Source organism: Ulvibacter sp. 2305UL32-6, assembly GCF_058148545.1.
Map to the genome: position 1 here is coordinate 168535 of NZ_JBYVKA010000004.1, position 17154 is coordinate 185688.

The 17154-nt window shown below is 37.3% G+C and carries 16 protein-coding genes; 4 read left to right on the plus strand and 12 right to left on the minus strand.

Annotated features, from left to right (window positions below; all coding sequences use genetic code 11):
- Positions 1-14 precede the first annotated feature (14 nt).
- Together ACY2RU_RS13535 and ACY2RU_RS13540 are read left to right on the plus strand one after the other, a co-directional pair.
- Positions 15-1400, plus strand: a complete 1386-nt coding sequence (locus tag ACY2RU_RS13535; protein ID WP_490139006.1) for an MBL fold metallo-hydrolase — start codon at positions 15-17, stop codon at positions 1398-1400.
- Between the two features lie 45 nt (positions 1401-1445).
- Positions 1446-2453 carry a T9SS type A sorting domain-containing protein gene (locus ACY2RU_RS13540; protein WP_490139007.1) on the plus strand — a complete coding sequence of 336 codons (1008 nt, stop codon included), beginning with the start codon at positions 1446-1448 and terminating at the stop codon, positions 2451-2453.
- 180 nt (positions 2454-2633) lie between these two features.
- Here the strand turns inward: ACY2RU_RS13540 and ACY2RU_RS13545 are convergent, their stop codons facing one another.
- The 10 genes from ACY2RU_RS13545 to ACY2RU_RS13590 form a co-directional block, all read right to left on the minus strand.
- Positions 2634-3119, minus strand: a complete 486-nt coding sequence (locus tag ACY2RU_RS13545; RefSeq protein WP_490139008.1) for a ferritin-like domain-containing protein — start codon at positions 3117-3119, stop codon at positions 2634-2636.
- 319 nt (positions 3120-3438) lie between these two features.
- Positions 3439-4281, minus strand: coding sequence for a universal stress protein (locus ACY2RU_RS13550; RefSeq protein WP_490139009.1), 843 nt, complete (start codon positions 4279-4281; stop codon positions 3439-3441).
- Between the two features lie 12 nt (positions 4282-4293).
- Complete coding sequence (locus ACY2RU_RS13555) at positions 4294-4683, minus strand: hypothetical protein (protein ID WP_490139010.1); 390 nt, start codon at positions 4681-4683, stop codon at positions 4294-4296.
- A 6-nt stretch (positions 4684-4689) separates the two neighbouring features.
- Positions 4690-5112, minus strand: a complete 423-nt coding sequence (locus ACY2RU_RS13560; protein WP_490139011.1) for a hypothetical protein — start codon at positions 5110-5112, stop codon at positions 4690-4692.
- Between the two features lie 15 nt (positions 5113-5127).
- The gene (locus tag ACY2RU_RS13565; protein ID WP_490139012.1) at positions 5128-5553 is read right to left on the minus strand and encodes a GreA/GreB family elongation factor; all 426 of its coding nucleotides are present in this window, start codon (positions 5551-5553) and stop codon (positions 5128-5130) included.
- Between the two features lie 27 nt (positions 5554-5580).
- Entirely contained in the window at positions 5581-6888 is a 1308-nt protein-coding gene (locus tag ACY2RU_RS13570; RefSeq protein ID WP_490139013.1) for a Glu/Leu/Phe/Val family dehydrogenase, read from the minus strand.
- A 641-nt stretch (positions 6889-7529) separates the two neighbouring features.
- On the minus strand, positions 7530-8858 hold the full coding sequence (locus tag ACY2RU_RS13575; protein WP_490139014.1) for a sigma-54-dependent transcriptional regulator: 1329 nt from the start codon (positions 8856-8858) through the stop codon (positions 7530-7532).
- 2 nt (positions 8859-8860) lie between these two features.
- Entirely contained in the window at positions 8861-9940 is a 1080-nt protein-coding gene (locus ACY2RU_RS13580; RefSeq protein ID WP_490139015.1) for a sensor histidine kinase, read from the minus strand.
- Positions 9941-10105: 165 nt separating this feature from the next.
- The gene (cydB, locus tag ACY2RU_RS13585; RefSeq protein ID WP_490139016.1) at positions 10106-11143 is read right to left on the minus strand and encodes a cytochrome d ubiquinol oxidase subunit II; all 1038 of its coding nucleotides are present in this window, start codon (positions 11141-11143) and stop codon (positions 10106-10108) included.
- 2 nt (positions 11144-11145) lie between these two features.
- Complete coding sequence (locus ACY2RU_RS13590) at positions 11146-12540, minus strand: cytochrome ubiquinol oxidase subunit I (protein ID WP_490139017.1); 1395 nt, start codon at positions 12538-12540, stop codon at positions 11146-11148.
- A 144-nt stretch (positions 12541-12684) separates the two neighbouring features.
- On the opposite strand from ACY2RU_RS13590, the gene ACY2RU_RS13595 reads away from it, so the two are divergent.
- Complete coding sequence (locus ACY2RU_RS13595) at positions 12685-13050, plus strand: hypothetical protein (RefSeq protein ID WP_490139018.1); 366 nt, start codon at positions 12685-12687, stop codon at positions 13048-13050.
- A gap of 81 nt (positions 13051-13131) precedes the next feature.
- A complete protein-coding gene (locus ACY2RU_RS13600; protein WP_490139019.1) occupies positions 13132-15237 on the plus strand; it encodes a TonB-dependent receptor domain-containing protein in 2106 nt (701 codons plus the stop codon).
- 70 nt (positions 15238-15307) lie between these two features.
- On the opposite strand, the gene ACY2RU_RS13605 is transcribed toward ACY2RU_RS13600, so the two are convergent.
- Together ACY2RU_RS13605 and ACY2RU_RS13610 are read right to left on the minus strand one after the other, a co-directional pair.
- Positions 15308-15781 (minus strand): Dps family protein, encoded by a 474-nt coding sequence (locus ACY2RU_RS13605; protein ID WP_490139020.1) that lies wholly within the window; start codon positions 15779-15781, stop codon positions 15308-15310.
- Between the two features lie 6 nt (positions 15782-15787).
- Positions 15788-17116 carry an MBL fold metallo-hydrolase gene (locus ACY2RU_RS13610; RefSeq protein ID WP_490139021.1) on the minus strand — a complete coding sequence of 443 codons (1329 nt, stop codon included), beginning with the start codon at positions 17114-17116 and terminating at the stop codon, positions 15788-15790.
- Positions 17117-17154: the final 38 nt, after the last annotated feature.

Here is a 17154-nt window from a genome sequence, read left to right on the forward strand (position 1 = left end):
AAAAACTTTGAAGCATGATCGTTGAACAAATTTATACAGGCTGTTTATCACAAGGAGCGTATTATATTATGAGTAATGGTGAGGCCGCCATCATTGATCCATTGAGAGAAACAACCCCTTATTTAGAACGGGCTAAACGCGATGGTGTAACTATAAAATATATTTTCGAGACACATTTTCATGCTGATTTTGTAAGCGGGCATGTAACTTTGGCTGAAGAAACAGGAGCAGAGATCGTTTACGGTCCGTTGGCAAATCCTTCGTTTAACGCGATCATCGCTAAAGACCTACAAGAATTTAAAGTTGGAGATGTTACTATTGTTGTGTTACATACCCCAGGTCATACCATGGAAAGTACAACCTATTTGTTGCGCGATGAGCAAGGCAACGACTACTGTATATTTAGCGGTGACACCTTGTTTTTAGGTGATGTGGGAAGACCAGACCTAGCGCAGAAAGGAAATGAGATCACACAGGAAGATCTGGCAGGCATATTATTTGATAGTCTTCGAAACAAGATCATGCCGTTAGGTGACGAGGTTATTGTATATCCAGCACATGGTGCAGGTTCTTCCTGCGGAAAACATATGATGAAAGAAACGGTTGATACCTTAGGGAACCAAAAAAAGATCAACTATGCCTTGCGGGCCGACATGACAAAAGAAGAGTTTATCGAAGAAGTTACTGATGGGTTATTACCACCGCCTAAATACTTTCCGCTAAATGTAAAAATGAATCGCGAAGGCTATGATGCACTCGACGATGTGATAGAACGCGGAACGCGAAAACTTGCTCCAAAAGATTTCGAACAATTGGTCAACGATACCGGAGCTGTCATGCTTGATGTTCGTCACCAAGTTGATTTTATGGATGCTCATATTCCAAATAGTATTTTTATTGGTATCGATGGTGGATTCGCTCCATGGGTGGGTGCGTTGATCGCAGACGTAAAACAACCTATCTTACTGATCGCCCCAGAGGGTAGAGAAGAAGAAGTTATCACTAGATTATCACGAGTTGGTTTTGATAATACCATAGGGTATTTAGAAGGCGGTATTCAAGCTTGGATAGCAGCTGGCAAAGAAACAGATAGTATGGAATCGATCTCTGCAGAAACGCTTCAGGATCGCATGGAAAATGATATCCCTATTTTTGATGTTCGTAAAGAGGGCGAATTTGCTGCGGGACATATTCCGAAGGCAACCCATACCTCTTTAGAGTTTATCAATACTCACCTAAGCTTATTTCCTAAGGATGAACCCTTCTATGTACATTGTGCTGGTGGCTATCGTTCTGTAATTGCCGCATCTATTCTTAAAAGTCGCGGAATTCATAATGCAATTGATGTAGCAGGGGGTTATAAGGCTATTAAAGATGTGGGTATAGAAGTTGTTTCATGATAATTGTTGCTTTTAGTTTACCTTTGGATAACTAAAAAACCAATTATGAAAACTCTAGTACTCACTTTCGTTGCCATTTTTTGTACAGCAACCATTTTCTCTCAAACAGCACGTGTTCAGCTGATTCATAACTCGGCCGACTTTAACGTTGAGGTCGTCGATGTTTATGTTGAATCCATTCTTGCAGTCGATAATTTTACGTTTCGAAACGCCACGGCCTTTGTAGATCTTCCGGCTGGCATCGAAATAGATATTGCTATTGCTTTAGGAAATAGTACAGATGCAGGATCTGCCTTTTATGTTTTGCCTGTTACACTTGTTAATGGAGGAACCTATGTAGGTGTTTTATCTGGAATAGAAAGCCCTGCAGGATATAATCCATCACCTCCATTTGAATTGAATATACAATCAATGGCCCGTGAAACCGCTACTAATCCAGCCAATGTCGATATTCTTTTATATCACGGTTCTACAGATGCCCCTACGATTGATGTCGTTGAAACACAAGTTGGCTTGGGTACTATTGTAGATAATATTAGTTATACTCAGTTCGAAGGCTATCTAGAATTGCCTACCGAAGATTATATCGTAGAAATTAGAACAGCCGACGGAAATACAGGTTTGGCTGCATACCAAGCGCCATTGCAAACCTTGGGTTTTAACGGAGCAGCATTAACGGTACTGGCCTCTGGTTTTTTTGACCCATCCCAAAACCTCGACGGACCTTCTTTAGGGCTGTATGCAGCCACACCAGTTGGCGGACCACTATTAGAATTACCAGCAGCCGATCTAGGCGTTTCCGATTTTCAAAAGAATGGTTTTGCTATTTATCCTAATCCAACTAAAAACACGGTAATGATTGATGTAGCCGCTGCCGACCTGGCATTGTATAATATTGTTATTTCAGATTTGAGCGGAAGAACAATTTCTTCAGAAATGTATACTGTTTCGAAGAACACTATTGATATTGGCAATCTCGCATCCGGACTTTACTCTATTTCTATCCTTGAAGGAAATAAATTGATAAGCGCCACTAAACTCGTTAAAGAGTAAACTAAAAAGGTTATTTATTTGGGCGTTCCCCAGCCAGTCACTAGCGCTCGGTCTGGGTCGGGCTATCCGTTTCAATCTTTTGGCTGTACCAAAAGGATTTTCACTGCTATCCCTAACGCGACAGAAAAAAAAATGCCTCTGAATCTCAGAGGCATTTTTAATAGGATCTAGCAATAAAATCTAGCTCCAAGAATCTTCAATGTCTTCTAATCGTTTTACCGATGACAATGTTTCTTTAATTTCAGAAGCTTGACGCTCTAATTTCCCAGCGATAGCAGGAGGGAAGCTATTTTCCTTTAAGGTTTCTTCATAAGCATGAACACTTGCCTTTTCTCCGCGGATGCATTCTTCCAATACAGCTTCATCGTTGTCTCCTGAAAATACGTTCTTTACATCCATCCAAGTACGGTGTAAGGTTCCGGTAACCGAACCGTTTTCCTTTGGAGTTTCATTTAAAGAACGAATTTCGTTATCTAACTCTGTGGCAAAACGCGCTCGTTGAGCAGCCTGTTGTTTTAGATACGATTTAAGTCTTGTGTCTTTTGCGTTTTCAAGGGCATTTTTAAAACCCTTTTCGGCGTCATAGTTCTTTTCTAGTAAACCTTGTAGATTGCTTACCAAATTGTCATGACTTTTTTCTTTAGCTTCTTCAAGTGTAGTTTTCATAGGTTTTTGTTTTAAAGCTGAATAGATCAGCGGTTCTTAATTTTTCTTACCTTAAAACTACAAGGATTTGGATGGATTAAGTACTATAAAAATCACAATTCAGAATTGTTTAACAGCAAGTGTTAATGTTAAATAAAAGAATGAGATCACGATAAATGATTTTTAAGCCATTACAAAGTTTTGTTGTAGAACGAATTGATGGTCATTTTCTTCCATTTAAAAAATAGGCGCAGGTACTAACCATGATAGTAGTGCAATAATAGCAAGTCCTATGAGTCCGATCGCGATATTAAATTTTAGCTTTTTCATCGTTTTTATTTTAACCGTGTAAGGCAATGAGCGGAGTACGTTCCATGGGTCCGAGTTTTGTAATTTGTGAATGTGTTAAGCCACATTTTCGCCAAAAATCTGGCTTTTTATCCATCAAGCAAATGATATAATCTGAATGATAATTTGCAAAGTTTTTAAGTTCTTCAGGGGTTTCTAAATAACCAATTGTGACAGAAACCTTAGCGAGTAGCTCAATTTGAAAACGAACCTTATTTTGATTTGTCTTCTGAATGTGGCTCATACTTTCCTTCGTTCCGAGGGTCACTATTTTTATACTACCGTTTGCAATTTTTACTAGGTCGAACCAATTTTCTAATTCAGTTGTTGATAATGCTACTTCAAAACTAGAGATCAGGATAAATTCCGGGTTCTTGCGCATATACGCCGTTGCTGGAATGATCATTACAGGACATTCCCGTACGTTTTCAATGATCCGCTTGGTATTTCTGCTATACCTATTGGTATGTGCATTTATAGACATTTTTTCGGTGACTACAACCAAATCGATGTTAATATCTTTAATGGTCTTTCTTATGCCTTCAATAAGGTTATTACACTCCGAAATTGCATTAAAGCGGTGCTTCTTATTCGTGTTGCTGAGTGTATATTTTTGAATCACTCGTCCTAAGCATGTTTCAGACTCATATTTTGGTTTTTCAAACCAGTAATTATCTGCGGGTAATACGTGTAAAGAATTGAATTTGTCAACATCGTAGCCATAAGTATTCAGAAAGTAAAAAATACAAGATTCTTTTGCGAAAAACTTAATAGCATAATCTATGGCATCATGGCTGTGATGAACGAGGTCAATTGGAATTAAGATATTTTTCATGAGTCTTGGTTTTTATTTGCGTTGATATTTTAACAGGTCATCATAGATCTGCGTTTTCAGCTTTCGGAATTCAAGAATTACCACCGAATATACATCACGTTTTTTTTCATGTTCCTTGGCTCTGGGGACATCATACGCTCTCTTTCCATATTCATATTCGGCAGTAAGTTCTTGCTCATATTTACATAAACTACCCATGATTAGGGTGTTTTTTCGTCTTAAACCTTGCAGATCTGCTTCAATACGACCATTGTGTAATAGTTGCTTCTCAATTCGTTTTAATTGATCTAATTCATTGTTTAATGCTGTGAGCACATCGATCCACTGACTTAATTCAATAAGATCTTTTTTGATACACAAGCGTCGTTGATAATCAGTTTTGTATGGTAAAGAGGTTTCCAATAGCGGTTATGGTGTAATATTCAATAAAGTAAATTTCCCTTGTATTTTATTAAAAAACTCATCTTTAAGGCGTCTGTATTTATCTAAATGATACAAATAACTTCTTCGGTAGCTTTGATGCTCTGCGATATAAGCCATATCGCATTGCGTGTCTTCACATTCTGCAATATTTACACGCGAACTCATATACTTCCGAAGCACATTTAGTAGGTTTTCGTTCTCGGTGTTTTTCTTCTTAAATTTCTGAAGTACACATTCATCATCCAACTTGGTAGTTAAATCATCTCCACAAAGTCCGATTAAGTTATTCAGCTCTTTTTTAATGTAGGTCAAATGGTTGATCCAATTGTCTAACTCGATCGTATTGATCTTATGCGTTACATCCACATCACTATCGTGGTTGTATATTTCGGTTTGCAAAGTTTCCATTATTATTCTTTTTTTTTAAATTGAAATATCAATTTTACTAGTACTGCTGTTTCGTGTTTGTGTGACAGCAACAATTTTTATCTTTTGTTCGCCGGTTGGAAAATTCCAAACGACCGTATCACCTTCCGAGTAACCAAATAGTGCAGCGCCCATAGGGGTAAGCACCGAAATTTTTGTTTGTTTCGCGTCCTTTTCAGAAGGAATTACAAGCTGTAGTGTCTTTTCCCAGCCGGTTTCAGAATACACCATGATCTTACTATTAAAACGAATGACATCGTTTGGCATATTCTCCTCGTCCACAATCTGAGCATTCTTTAATTCATCACTCAAACGCTGTAATGACTTCTGAATTTCAAAATCTTCTGCATAGCCAGAGATATTGAGTATGCGCTTTAAAAAGACATACTCCTTTTTTTCCAAGATTAAACTTCCGTATTTCATAAGAGTGTATTTTAATTTTACTAACGCTTAAGGGAAGATCCCTCGTTGAACATATGCTTTCTCAATTCGTTTGATTGCAATACAATAGGCTGCTGTTCGTAGATCCATTCCTTCGGTTTCCGAATACTCATAGACCTTATTAAAGGATTCTCGCATCTTTTTCTCAAGTTTTGCTATAACTTCATCTAATTGCCACAATTCACCATTGCGGTTTTGTAGCCATTCAAAATAACTGCCTACAACACCTCCCGAATTACAGAGGATGTCTGGTATTATAGCGATACCACGTTGTAAGAGAATTTTTTCTCCTTCCACATTGGTAGGACCGTTTGCTCCTTCAGCGATCAAAATTGCCTTTATTTGTCTTGCATTGTCTTTGGTGATCTGGTTTCCTAAGGCAGCGGGAATACAGATATCACAATCCGTTCCGAAGAAATCATTTTTATCCATAGCGCTTGCATCTGGAAAAGCAACAAGACTTCCTTTGTTCGCTTTGGTGTAATTGAAAAGGTCGTCTACATTTATTCCGTGTTGATTTTCAATACTTCCGAAGGCATCCTGAACCGCTACTAATTTTGCGCCTTCTTTTTCCAAGAATAACGAAGCCCAATAGCCAACATTTCCAAAACCTTGTACAATGAATTTCTTGTCTTTCAAGGTTGTATTATTTCGTTCAGCCCAAAACTTAATACTTAAAAAGACTCCGTAACCTGTAGCTCTATCGCGTCCTTCAAGTCCGCCGCTACCTTCAGGCTTCCCTGTAACTACATGCTGATTTGCGGTGCGTTCGGCTGGTGGGCGTGTACTCATATAGGTATCAGCGATCCAAGCCATTGTTTGACTGTTAGTATTGACGTCTGGCGCTGGAATATCGTGCTCAGGACCAATATTATCGGCTAACGCAAACGTGAATCGGCGCGTGATACGCTCTAATTCTCCTTGCGAGTATTTTGAAGGATCAAGCTGAATTCCACCTTTACCACCACCGTAAGGTAAACCTGCCAAAGATGTCTTCCATGTCATCCACATCGCTAAAGCTCTCGCCGCGTCGATATCTACCGTTGGGTGATAGCGTAAACCGCCTTTATAAGGACCCAAAGCATTGTTGTGTTGTACGCGATAACCAGTAAAGATTTCGACTTCTCCATTATCCATTTTTACTGGAAAATGAACGATGATCTCATTATTGGTGATGCTTAATATTTTTCTAATATTAGGATGGAGGTCAATATGATCTGCGGCGCTATTGAATTGCTCCATCACGTTATCCATCATCCCTTTAACTGGGGCTTTTTTAACCTTCTTTTTTGTAAGTGTTTCTGTTATTGTTGTCATAATAGTGGGCCGCCGTTAGGATCATTTTAGAAATTGATCGAAGGCAAGCGTATTTACTGGTTTATAAAAACTATAATTTTTTGAAGTGCTTCGAACTTCTATTTGTTATTTGAAATATTTTTGAACCCATATTGTGTTACGGCAGCTTTGCTTTTTTGAGATTCCAGAAGCTCCCTGACGAATTAGTTCTAGTCTCATTTTTTTTGAATTAGAATATCCAGTTATAAATGGAGTGATTAATGTTTTAAAGATCATAGCTTATTATTTACGCTGTTTAAACCATAGCCATTTTCGGCTCTTGTTTTGTTGTTATTATTTTTGTAGGCTCTAGCGAAGTATCATTGACCTCCGCAGCTTCGTCGTATTCGCTACACGACCATACTTGACTCTTCTGATCGGTTAGCACACATGTAATGTTGTATATGCATGTGGGACAAAGATTGAATGAATTAGATTTCATAATACATAATTGATATTTCTAATACCAAAAAGCAATGTATATGCCAATAGAAACTAAGAATAGTTCCTAAACAAGAAACCCCTCTGTTTTAGGGGGTTTACGCTGTTTTAAAAAATAAGAAGTATGATGGCAACTGGGGTGAAATTACCCGATCGGGTAGAATGCTACCATTGTAAATAGACTATTCGGAGAGTTTCTGACGGATGGTTTTTCGGTCAATACCTAAAATTTCTGCAGCTTTGGTTTTATTATTATTGGTTGTATTCAGAACTTTCTGGATATACTGTCTTTCTATTTCCTTTAGAGTTGGCAATTCCTCTTTAGGAAAATTGATATTGAATTTTAATGTGTCTGGCAGATGTTGAATCTCAATAGTAGTATCACACATTATTACAGCACGCTGGACGATGTTTTCAAGTTCGCGAATATTCCCAGGCCAGTCATAACGTTGTAAAACAGCTAATGCATTCGGACTTATTTTTACAAATCTATCTTTGTATTCTACGCCGTATTTAAACAAGAACTTTTCAACTAATAACGGAATGTCCTCTTTTCGCTCGCGTAAGGGAGCTACGTCAATTTCAACTACGGTAAGACGATAAAAAAGGTCTTCTCTAAATGTTTCCTTTTTGATCATTTCTTTAAGGTCGCTATTGGTTGCCGCAATGATTCGAACATCCACTTTTTCTGCTTTTTGCGCACCTACTTTTACGACCTCTTTCTCTTGAAGTACCCGTAGTAATCTCGATTGTACGGCCGTCGATGCATTTCCTATTTCATCTAAAAAAATAGTACCTCCATTAGCTGCTTGGAAGAATCCATCTCGATCTTTATCGGCACCCGTAAATGCTCCTTTGGTATAACCAAAAAGTTCAGATTCTAAGAGATTTTCAGGGATCCCTCCACAATTTACAGCGATAAAAGGAGCTCTCGAAAATTTCCCTTGATAATGAATAGCGCGTGCTACAAGTTCTTTTCCTGTACCACTTTCCCCCTTAATAAAGATTGTGGCTTTATTATTTTTTACACGTTCAATAATTTGAATGACCTCATGGATCTTTTCCGAATTTCCAATAATACCGGCGTAGGCTTTATTTTTTTCTACGGAAGTTGCCATGATATTGTCTTTAACCTTTTCCGAAGAAAATAAAGAACTGTCAATAGCAGCTTTTAATTCTTCTTTGGTAAACGGCTTGGTCAAATAATCTACTACACCAGATTTAATTGATGTAAGCGAATCCTGAACCGAAGGATAACCTGTTACCACTAATTTAGGCAAGTGTGGATAGTGCTCTGAGACAAACTTTATAAGCTCAAAACCATCTATTTCGGGCATTTTTAAATCTGTTATCAGCAAATCAATATGTGTATCTCGTAGAATAGAGACGGCCTCTTTAACAGAAACAGCCTTATAGCTATGATAGTTCCATGAACGTAAATGGCGCTGCAATAACTCTAAGATGTTGATATCGTCATCTACAATCAGTATGTTTTCCTTTTGTAATCGCATAGCTATGATTTTGGAATTTTAACGGTAAAGGTGGCGCCTTTTTTTAGATTATTCTCTGCGGTTATCGTTCCGTTATGGCTAGCCACAATACCATGTACCACGCTTAAGCCTAAACCTAGACCTTCACCTGTGGGTTTTGTGGTAAAGAAAGGCTGGAAGATTTTATCCAATGCCTCCTCAGTCAAGCCTGAACCTTCATCAGAAATTTTTAAAATGACATGATTTGCAGTTTGATATGCTTCAATAGTGACCGATCCGTTTTCAGGAGAGAAATAAATAGCATTGATAATTAGGTTAAAAATAATTTGAGTGAGTTGTATGTTGTCTGCCCGCAATATCAACGACTCCTCTTTAATATTTACTTTGCATTTTACATTTGCTTTTTTAAACGAAGCATCCAGTAAGGCAATTGCATTTTTAATATTAGGAACGATGTTTACATATTGCATTTCTTGTGGCATTTCACAAGCAAAAAACATCAACTTTTTAACCACTTCTCTCGAGAAAATGGCATTTTGAATAATCTTATCTAGGTCGTTTAACGACTGCGTATTCTCTTTTAGGTCCTCTTTTAGTAATTCAGTAAAGCCCAATATATTTGCGAGTGGCGTGTTTAATTCGTGAGCGATCCCCGCTGTGATTTCTCCTAAAATACCTAATCGATCTGCACGTTCCATTTGTCTACGTAGGGATGTTTCATTTTTCTGAATTTCAATACGTTCCAATAGATTCCCCAATTTTAGCGCAACATTGTCTAAAAGAGGTTTCTCTTCCTTTAAAAAAGTGTGATGTAATTCGTTAAGAGAGGCGGTGATTAGACCTTTAGTTTTATTAAAAACGATGATTTCCGAAGTAATCTGAGTCGCACTATTTGCCCCGGTTTTATATGAGTCTAGTGGTGTTTCTATACAAATTTCTGTCTGGTTGGGATGTTGGAAGGCCTTTTTTAAACTTAGCGCCATCGCCCGTAATGTATCTGACATAGCTTCGGGGTCGGCATTATTGATAATCGACGAGATTTCATAGAGACACGTAAGCTCTTTGATGCGTTCTACTAAGGCCTCTTGTGTGTTACTGCTCATGCACTTTTATAATTTTGAAAAGCATCACTATGCAGTAATGTCATTCTTTTATTCCTTTAAAGCAAGTTAACAAATAGGAAGCTATATTAAAAACCAATACGTGCAATTTTGAATGCCGTTTTTGGAGTAATTATACCTTAAGGGAATGGTAAAAAGAGCCACTTATTAATAACTATGGTCATCCAGCTTAACTTTTCCGGCGAAGGTTTTATAAACAAAAAAGGTGTAACCAAGCACCAATGGTGCTCCTATGGCAACCATGGTAAGGCTAATACCCAACGACTTATCTGATGATGCAGCGTTATAGATAGTAATGCTGTTTGCTGGATCTATGGTTGAATAGAGGAGGGTTGGGTATAGTTCAATGGCAACAAGTGTCATCATTAAAGAAATTGTTAAGGCAGAGAAGAAAAAAGCTAGTTTAAAACGTTTTTTATGAGCCAAACGCGGAATATTGGCAATACTTAAAAAAGTAAGTAGCGGTATTATAAATAAGGCGGGATTAGCCTTAAAATCGTCTGAAAGGTGAGGAATATAGATCAAGGTATAAAGGGTAGTAATCATAAAGAAAATGACAAATAAAATAATCCCTTTTTTTAGTAGCCCTTCTAATTTATCAAACAATTTACCCTCGGTTTTTAAAAGGAGATAAATTGCTCCATGGGTCATAAATAGGAATAATGTGGTAAAGCCAGTAATAATGGCGTATGGATTTAAGAATCCTAAGAACGGACTACCATCGTATTCAAGATCGGGTCCTATAGGAATTCCTTGTAATACATTTCCTAAGACAACACCAAGCAGAAATGCAAGCATGATACTGCTTATACTATAGGCAATATCCCACATTTTGCGCCACCAAGGCCACTCTTCTTTACTTCTGAATTCAATGGCGATTGCTCGAAAAATAATAAACATTAAAAACAACATAAAGGGAATGTATAGACCAGAGAAGAAGGTGGCATACATAACAGGAAACCCTGCAAACAATGCGCCGCCTCCAATCACAAGCCATACTTCGTTACCGTCCCAAACTGGACCGACTGCATTTAGGGCCACGCGCCGGCTCAATTCTTTTTTAAAGAATAAATGCCATGCACCCGCACCAAAGTCGAAGCCATCTAATATTGCATAACCAGAAAAAACACCGCCAACAACGAGATACCATAGCGTTGGATAATCTATTCCAAATAAAGTTTCCATATCTAAGCGTTTAAGGTTTTAGCGACTTGGTTTGAGATCTCTTTCGTAAATTTTCTTTCGTTCATATCGTTATCATCTTCACTATAGGGCCCGTGTTTGATCTTTTTTGTTAAAAGGTATAAGAACAAGAAAAGGAGCAAAGCATACACTACAAAGAATAGAATAAGTGAGAAAACAATTTGGTTTGCAGTTACGGCCTGCGAGAAAGCCTCTGAGGTTCGTAAGTGTCCATAAACGACCCAGGGTTGTCGTCCCATTTCAGCAGCAAACCAGCCTACCTGATTTCCTATTTGTGCTAAAATTACTGAAAAAACGAATATTTTTAATAACCATTTCTTTTCGAATAGTGTACCTCGCCACCATAGATAACTAGCGTATAATGTGAGACCAATAAAGAACATACCTATTGCTATCATGATATGATAAAACTGGAATACGGCGTTTATTTGCCCAGGTCTGTCTTGTTTTGGAAATGCATTTAGTCCAGTAACGGGAGCATCAAAATCTTGGTGAATTAGAAAGGAAAGTCCGCCAGGAATTTTTAGTCCGGTGACCTCCTGAGTTTCGTCATTTACCCAACCAAAAAGATACATATCGGCTGGGCCGCTTGCTTCATAATGTCCTTCGAGTGCAGCGAGTTTTGCGGGTTGATTTTCAGCAACACCATCTGCAGAGCTATGTCCTGTTACTAATTGTGCCAATGAAAAAATAGTAGCCACTGTAAGTGCTATTTTAAAAGCCATTTTAGAGATTAAAATATAGCGTCCTTTTAAGAGGTAATAGGCGTGAACACTTAGAACTAAAAATGCACCAGCAAGAAAGGCAGCAAACCAAGTATGTGTAAGTCTATCTACACTTGACGGATTAAACACCATTGCCCAAAAGTCTACAATTTCGGCTCGGGCATTCATTCCTTCGCCAACGATATGATATCCCGCAGGTGTTTGTTGCCAACTATTGGCAACTACGATCCACACTGCTGAAAACATAGAACCTAAGAATACTCCAATGGTAGACACAAGATGCACCCAGGGTTTGACGCGATTCCATCCAAATAACAATATTCCTAAAAATCCACTTTCCAAAGCGAATGCGAAAATGCCTTCCGCGGCCAAAGCGCTTCCGAAGATATCACCAACATATCTCGAATAGGTTGCCCAATTGGTGCCAAATTCGAACTCCATCACAATGCCGGTAACTACACCTATTCCGAAGGTAAGTGCAAAAATCTTAGTCCAGAACTTGGCGAGAGTATGATACTGTTTGTTTTTGGTTTTCATATACATACTCTCAAAGAGTACCATCAATAATCCTAAACCTATGCTTAAAGGTGGGTAGATGTAATGAAAGGCTATGGTAAATGCAAATTGGATTCTAGCAAGAATTTCTGTATCCATAATTGATTAGTTTTTCGAATCAAAAGTAAAAATTTAAGCATTTTAGTTAAGCAACAAAAGTTACAGACCTGGTTTTTTTTTCTTTTTTTTCACTATGTGATTTAAGTCACTTAAAATTGGATTAAGATTTAATAATTTTGCATCGTGAAACTCATTCAGATTCTATTATTATCTTTTTTAGTGCTCAGTAATAGCTTAAAGGTTGCTGCGGTTTATGGCTGGTACGCCTTAGATGTTGATAGTTTTATCGAGCAGCTTTGTGAGAATAAAGATAAGCCAGAATTACAATGTAATGGGAAGTGTTATTTAAGTAAAATGACCAATGACAAAGGCGCTACAGAGGAACAAACCCTGCCTGCAATACAGTGGGATCCTTTTGTGTTTTCTCTTACTGAAGTATCATTAGACAAAGAAATTGTGTTTGTCGATTCACAAAAAGCAAACTTTTATTATTTATTACTCTATAAAGAAGCTGCGCTTCATTCTATTTTTCATCCACCACAAATTTAAGTTGATCTTCAATACAATACTTAGAGATAAGAGCCTTGCTTTTATCTCAATAACACTGTGGAATAATTTTGAAAAATAAAGATGAAAATAAAACAATTAGCGCTTCTATGCGCACTTATACCTGTGTCGTTTTTTGCGCAGGAAGCAACTATAAAACAAGATACAACTAAGACAGAATCGGTTCAGTTAAACACGGTAATAGTTACGGGTAAAACCAATACAGATCCAGTGCTTACGGTTGTAAAAACAGATCTGAAAAAGAAGGTTGTACAACCCAAAAATGTAGCAGACCTATTTAACGACTTTAATGGCTTCTCACTAATAAAACGAGGAAATTATGCTATTGATCCTTCATTTAGGGCATCGCAGTATGAGCAACTAAATATTCAATTTGATGGTGGAACTAAAGCCGTACATGCTTGCCCCAATAGAATGGATCCTATTACAACCCATGTAATTCCGGAAGAAATTGAAAGAATTGAAGTGATTAAAGGACCATATACAGTGCGATATGGGGCCACTTTTGGTGGTGTAATTAATTTGGTAACGCAAAAACCGCAATCGATGGAAAATGGTTTCCACGGAAGTGTAAACTCTGGATATGAATCTAATGGAAATTCTATAGTTTCTTCAGTAAAATTACATCAAGTTACCGATACCTATGATATAGTGGCAAATGCAGGATATCGAGATTTTGGTAATTACGAAGATGGAGATGGTACAGAAATTCCATCATCTTTCAGAAGTTTAGATTACGGTCTGCGTCTAGGATATAATATTGCCGATAACCAAAGAGTTCAAGCGCATTGGCGACAATCTTTTGGGCGAGATGTACTGCATGCGGGTTTACCGATGGATACCAACGAAGATAATAGTTCTATCATTTCGTTAGACTATAAGATTTCAGCCTTAGAAGGGGTAATTAAAGAAATAAATACAAAAGCATATTATTCTTATGTAGACCATATAATGTCAAATGAAAATAGACCTTCGTTTATGACCACGGAAGCTTTGTCAACCATTGATGCATCAACTACAGGTGGAAAAATAGAATTGACAATAAAGCCTCTAGAAAAATGGATACTTTACAGCGGTTTAGATGCGATGTTAATTGCCAGAGATGGAGGTAGAACTAGAGTCGTAAAGCGCAATATGATGGGTGAGATATTACCTGAACCTATTGTATTTGAAGATAAGATTTGGCAAGATTCATATATCAATGACTACGGACTTTTTGCTGAAAATAAATATGCGTTTTCAAATAAAACAATGTTGACGGCAGGTGTTCGATACGATCTTGTTGTATCAGACATTCAAGATCCAGAAACCGATTTTGAAGCGTTGTATTCAAATTTAGATCAGCGTGAAGAGAGTAACATTTCTGCTACAGTGTCTATGAAGCATAAAATTTCAGAAAATACTACCTTAGAAGTAGCTTATGGGCGTGGTGTTCGCTCTGCAAATATGATAGAACGGTACATTAATCATTTTTCAGTAGGGCAGGATCCATATGAATATGTGGGAAATCCTTTTCTTGATGCGGAAGTTAACAACCAATTCGAAATAGGAATAAAAGGCAAGAAGACTTTTACCACAGGAATTGATGCACTGCAGTACGAGCTCTCAGGGTATTATTCGGTTTATGAAAACTATATTGTCCCAGTTATAGATCCAACTTTAGAACGTAAATTCATGCCTAATGCATTACCTCAAGAAGTGAAACGTTTTGTTAACTTAGATGAAGCCTATAAAACTGGTTTTGAAGCTAATTTGGGAATTGATTTTGCGAAATATTTTGATCTTAACACAAGTGTTTCGTATGTATTTACAAAAAATAAAGACCTTGATGAATCGTTACCTTTAACACCTCCGCTAATAACGCGTCTTGGGTTGGGCTTTGAAAAAGATATCTACTGGGCAAGTATGAATTATACTATTACTTCAAAGCAAGACGAAATTGCTTTAAGCTTTGGAGAACAAGAGACTGCAGGTTATGAAACCTTAGATGTTAAATTTGGTTTGGAACCGATTGAAGATTTAAATATAGGGTTTGCGGTTTTAAACATTTTTGATGAAACTTATAACAATCACCTAAATTTTTCTTTTGTAAACCAGGCAGATTTTACGCGAGTGCCAATTAATGATCCTGGAAGAAATTTTTCGCTCTTTGTTCAATATGGTTTTTAGTGTAAGAATCATAAAAAAAGCCCTTTTGAAAATGTCAAAAGGGCTTTTTCTTTTATTATAGCTTACTATTCTAATTTTGATAGGCAGAAAGCATCCATACCAGTTTTTCTTGTTGGGTGATATAATCGCTCATTAGCGCAACGGTTCCTTCGTCATTAGCATCTGCAGCGATAGATAAAATGGTTCTTTCTTTCCGAAGCAAAATATTTAAAGCCTTCAGAATACCACTAATCGCAATTTCACCATCGGTGATATTTTCAGCAGATTTTATTTCTGAAGTCTCTAAGTACTTTTTAAATGTATGAAGCGGTGTTGCACTCAAAGTGAGTACGCGCTCGGCAATTTCATCAACTTTAAGTAAGGCATCATTATAGAGCTCTTCAAATTTAAGATGTAATTCAAAGAATTTTTTTCCTTTTATGTTCCAATGAAATCCTCTTAGATTCATATAGAATAATTGATAATTTGCTAGTAAGTCATTTAATTCTTTTGCGGTGGCTTGTGATGCTGTAACATCCAAACCAATATTGTTTGTATTTGTCATAATTTTTTATTTAAAAATATTAATGTCTTCACTCAGATCATATACTGTGGCACCCTTTAATTGTCGCTCTATAATGCTACTGCCCGCTGCGCTGCGATAGCCACCAGCACAATGAACAACAATAGGTTTATCTGTTGCAATTTGACTTGCACTATTTCTCAGATCGTTTAACGGGTATGATTTTGCATTTTTAAAAAACTGTTCCTCTTCAACTTCACTTGTATTTCGAATATCAATAACGGTATAGTTGTTTGGATGGCTTTTAAAATCATCTAAATTCAATGCTTTCGATTCAATTAAGTGTTCTTTTTTGAGTGTAATGATTTGTTTTAGTTGCTTTTCATAGCCAATTTTAGCCACGCGATTAAGGATGTTTTCTTTATTATCTTCGGAATCTATGACTAAGGTAAATTCTTCATTAGGTTCTACAAGTGCCCCTAACCAAGTTTCAAACTTATCATCTTCCGAAGTAGCTTGTATATTGATACTGCCTTTTAAATGGCCTTTTTTAAATAAAGCTTCATCCCGCATATCTACGATAAGGCCTGTAGCCGTAGATTCTTTCTCAAACGAAACCTTATTTATGGCGGGTTCAAGATTTTCTGCGCCTACTTTATTTATGTCTACGTCGTATCCAAAGTAAGAAGGGATAAATGGCTGACCTTCTAATAAGGTATCCATAAATTCTTTTTTAGACTGTTTCTTAAAAGCCCAATTACCCATGCGTTCATTTCCCAAGGTGCTACTTTTTGCATCACTTAGGTTTTTGCCACAAAGTGAACCTGCACCATGTGCTGGATAAATCAGCGCATTATCGGGTAAGTTGTTAAACTTGTTTTGAATCGTGTTATACATCATTTCGGCTAGCTCTTCACGCTTTGCTTTCATATTCCCGGCTTTTTCACGTAGATCGGGACGGCCAACATCTCCTATAAACAAGGTGTCACCCGTAAAAAGGGCAGTTTCGTTAGCATCAGTGGCTACTACAGTAATACTATCTGGCGAATGCCCAGGAGTATTTATTGCTTTTAAAACAGTGTTTCCTATTTTAATGCTGTCACCATCATCAAATGCTTGATGAGGATAATCTGCACCTAACTTCACACTATTGTAGATGGTTGCGCCAGTTTCTTTGTGAATCTGCAAATGAGAGCTTACAAAATCTGCGTGAGGATGTGTTTCTATCACCGCTGTTATCTTGGCCTTATTCGCTTTTGCGAAAGCATAATACGCTTTTGGGTCTCGTTCTGGATCTATCACTGCCATTTCTCCATTACTTACAATGGCATAGGAAAAATGTGCTAGAGGTTTATATTCAAATTGTTTTATTTTCATACTATTTTTTTTAAAGAAGGGCTTTATCAAATTTACAT

Excerpts from the sequence above, each read along its gene's own strand:
- ACY2RU_RS13535 (WP_490139006.1), top strand. The coding sequence starts at position 15 with ATGATCGTTGAACAAATTTATACAGGCTGTTTATCACAAGGAGCGTAT.
- ACY2RU_RS13540 (WP_490139007.1), top strand. The coding sequence starts at position 1,446 with ATGAAAACTCTAGTACTCACTTTCGTTGCCATTTTTTGTACAGCAACC.
- ACY2RU_RS13545 (WP_490139008.1), bottom strand. The coding sequence starts at position 3,119 with ATGAAAACTACACTTGAAGAAGCTAAAGAAAAAAGTCATGACAATTTG.
- ACY2RU_RS13550 (WP_490139009.1), bottom strand. The coding sequence starts at position 4,281 with ATGAAAAATATCTTAATTCCAATTGACCTCGTTCATCACAGCCATGAT.
- ACY2RU_RS13560 (WP_490139011.1), bottom strand. The coding sequence starts at position 5,112 with ATGGAAACTTTGCAAACCGAAATATACAACCACGATAGTGATGTGGAT.
- ACY2RU_RS13565 (WP_490139012.1), bottom strand. The coding sequence starts at position 5,553 with ATGAAATACGGAAGTTTAATCTTGGAAAAAAAGGAGTATGTCTTTTTA.
- ACY2RU_RS13570 (WP_490139013.1), bottom strand. The coding sequence starts at position 6,888 with ATGACAACAATAACAGAAACACTTACAAAAAAGAAGGTTAAAAAAGCC.
- ACY2RU_RS13575 (WP_490139014.1), bottom strand. The coding sequence starts at position 8,858 with ATGCGATTACAAAAGGAAAACATACTGATTGTAGATGACGATATCAAC.
- ACY2RU_RS13580 (WP_490139015.1), bottom strand. The coding sequence starts at position 9,940 with ATGAGCAGTAACACACAAGAGGCCTTAGTAGAACGCATCAAAGAGCTT.
- cydB (WP_490139016.1), bottom strand. The coding sequence starts at position 11,143 with ATGGAAACTTTATTTGGAATAGATTATCCAACGCTATGGTATCTCGTT.
- ACY2RU_RS13590 (WP_490139017.1), bottom strand. The coding sequence starts at position 12,540 with ATGGATACAGAAATTCTTGCTAGAATCCAATTTGCATTTACCATAGCC.
- ACY2RU_RS13600 (WP_490139019.1), top strand. The coding sequence starts at position 13,132 with ATGAAAATAAAACAATTAGCGCTTCTATGCGCACTTATACCTGTGTCG.
- ACY2RU_RS13605 (WP_490139020.1), bottom strand. The coding sequence starts at position 15,781 with ATGACAAATACAAACAATATTGGTTTGGATGTTACAGCATCACAAGCC.
- ACY2RU_RS13610 (WP_490139021.1), bottom strand. The coding sequence starts at position 17,116 with ATGAAAATAAAACAATTTGAATATAAACCTCTAGCACATTTTTCCTAT.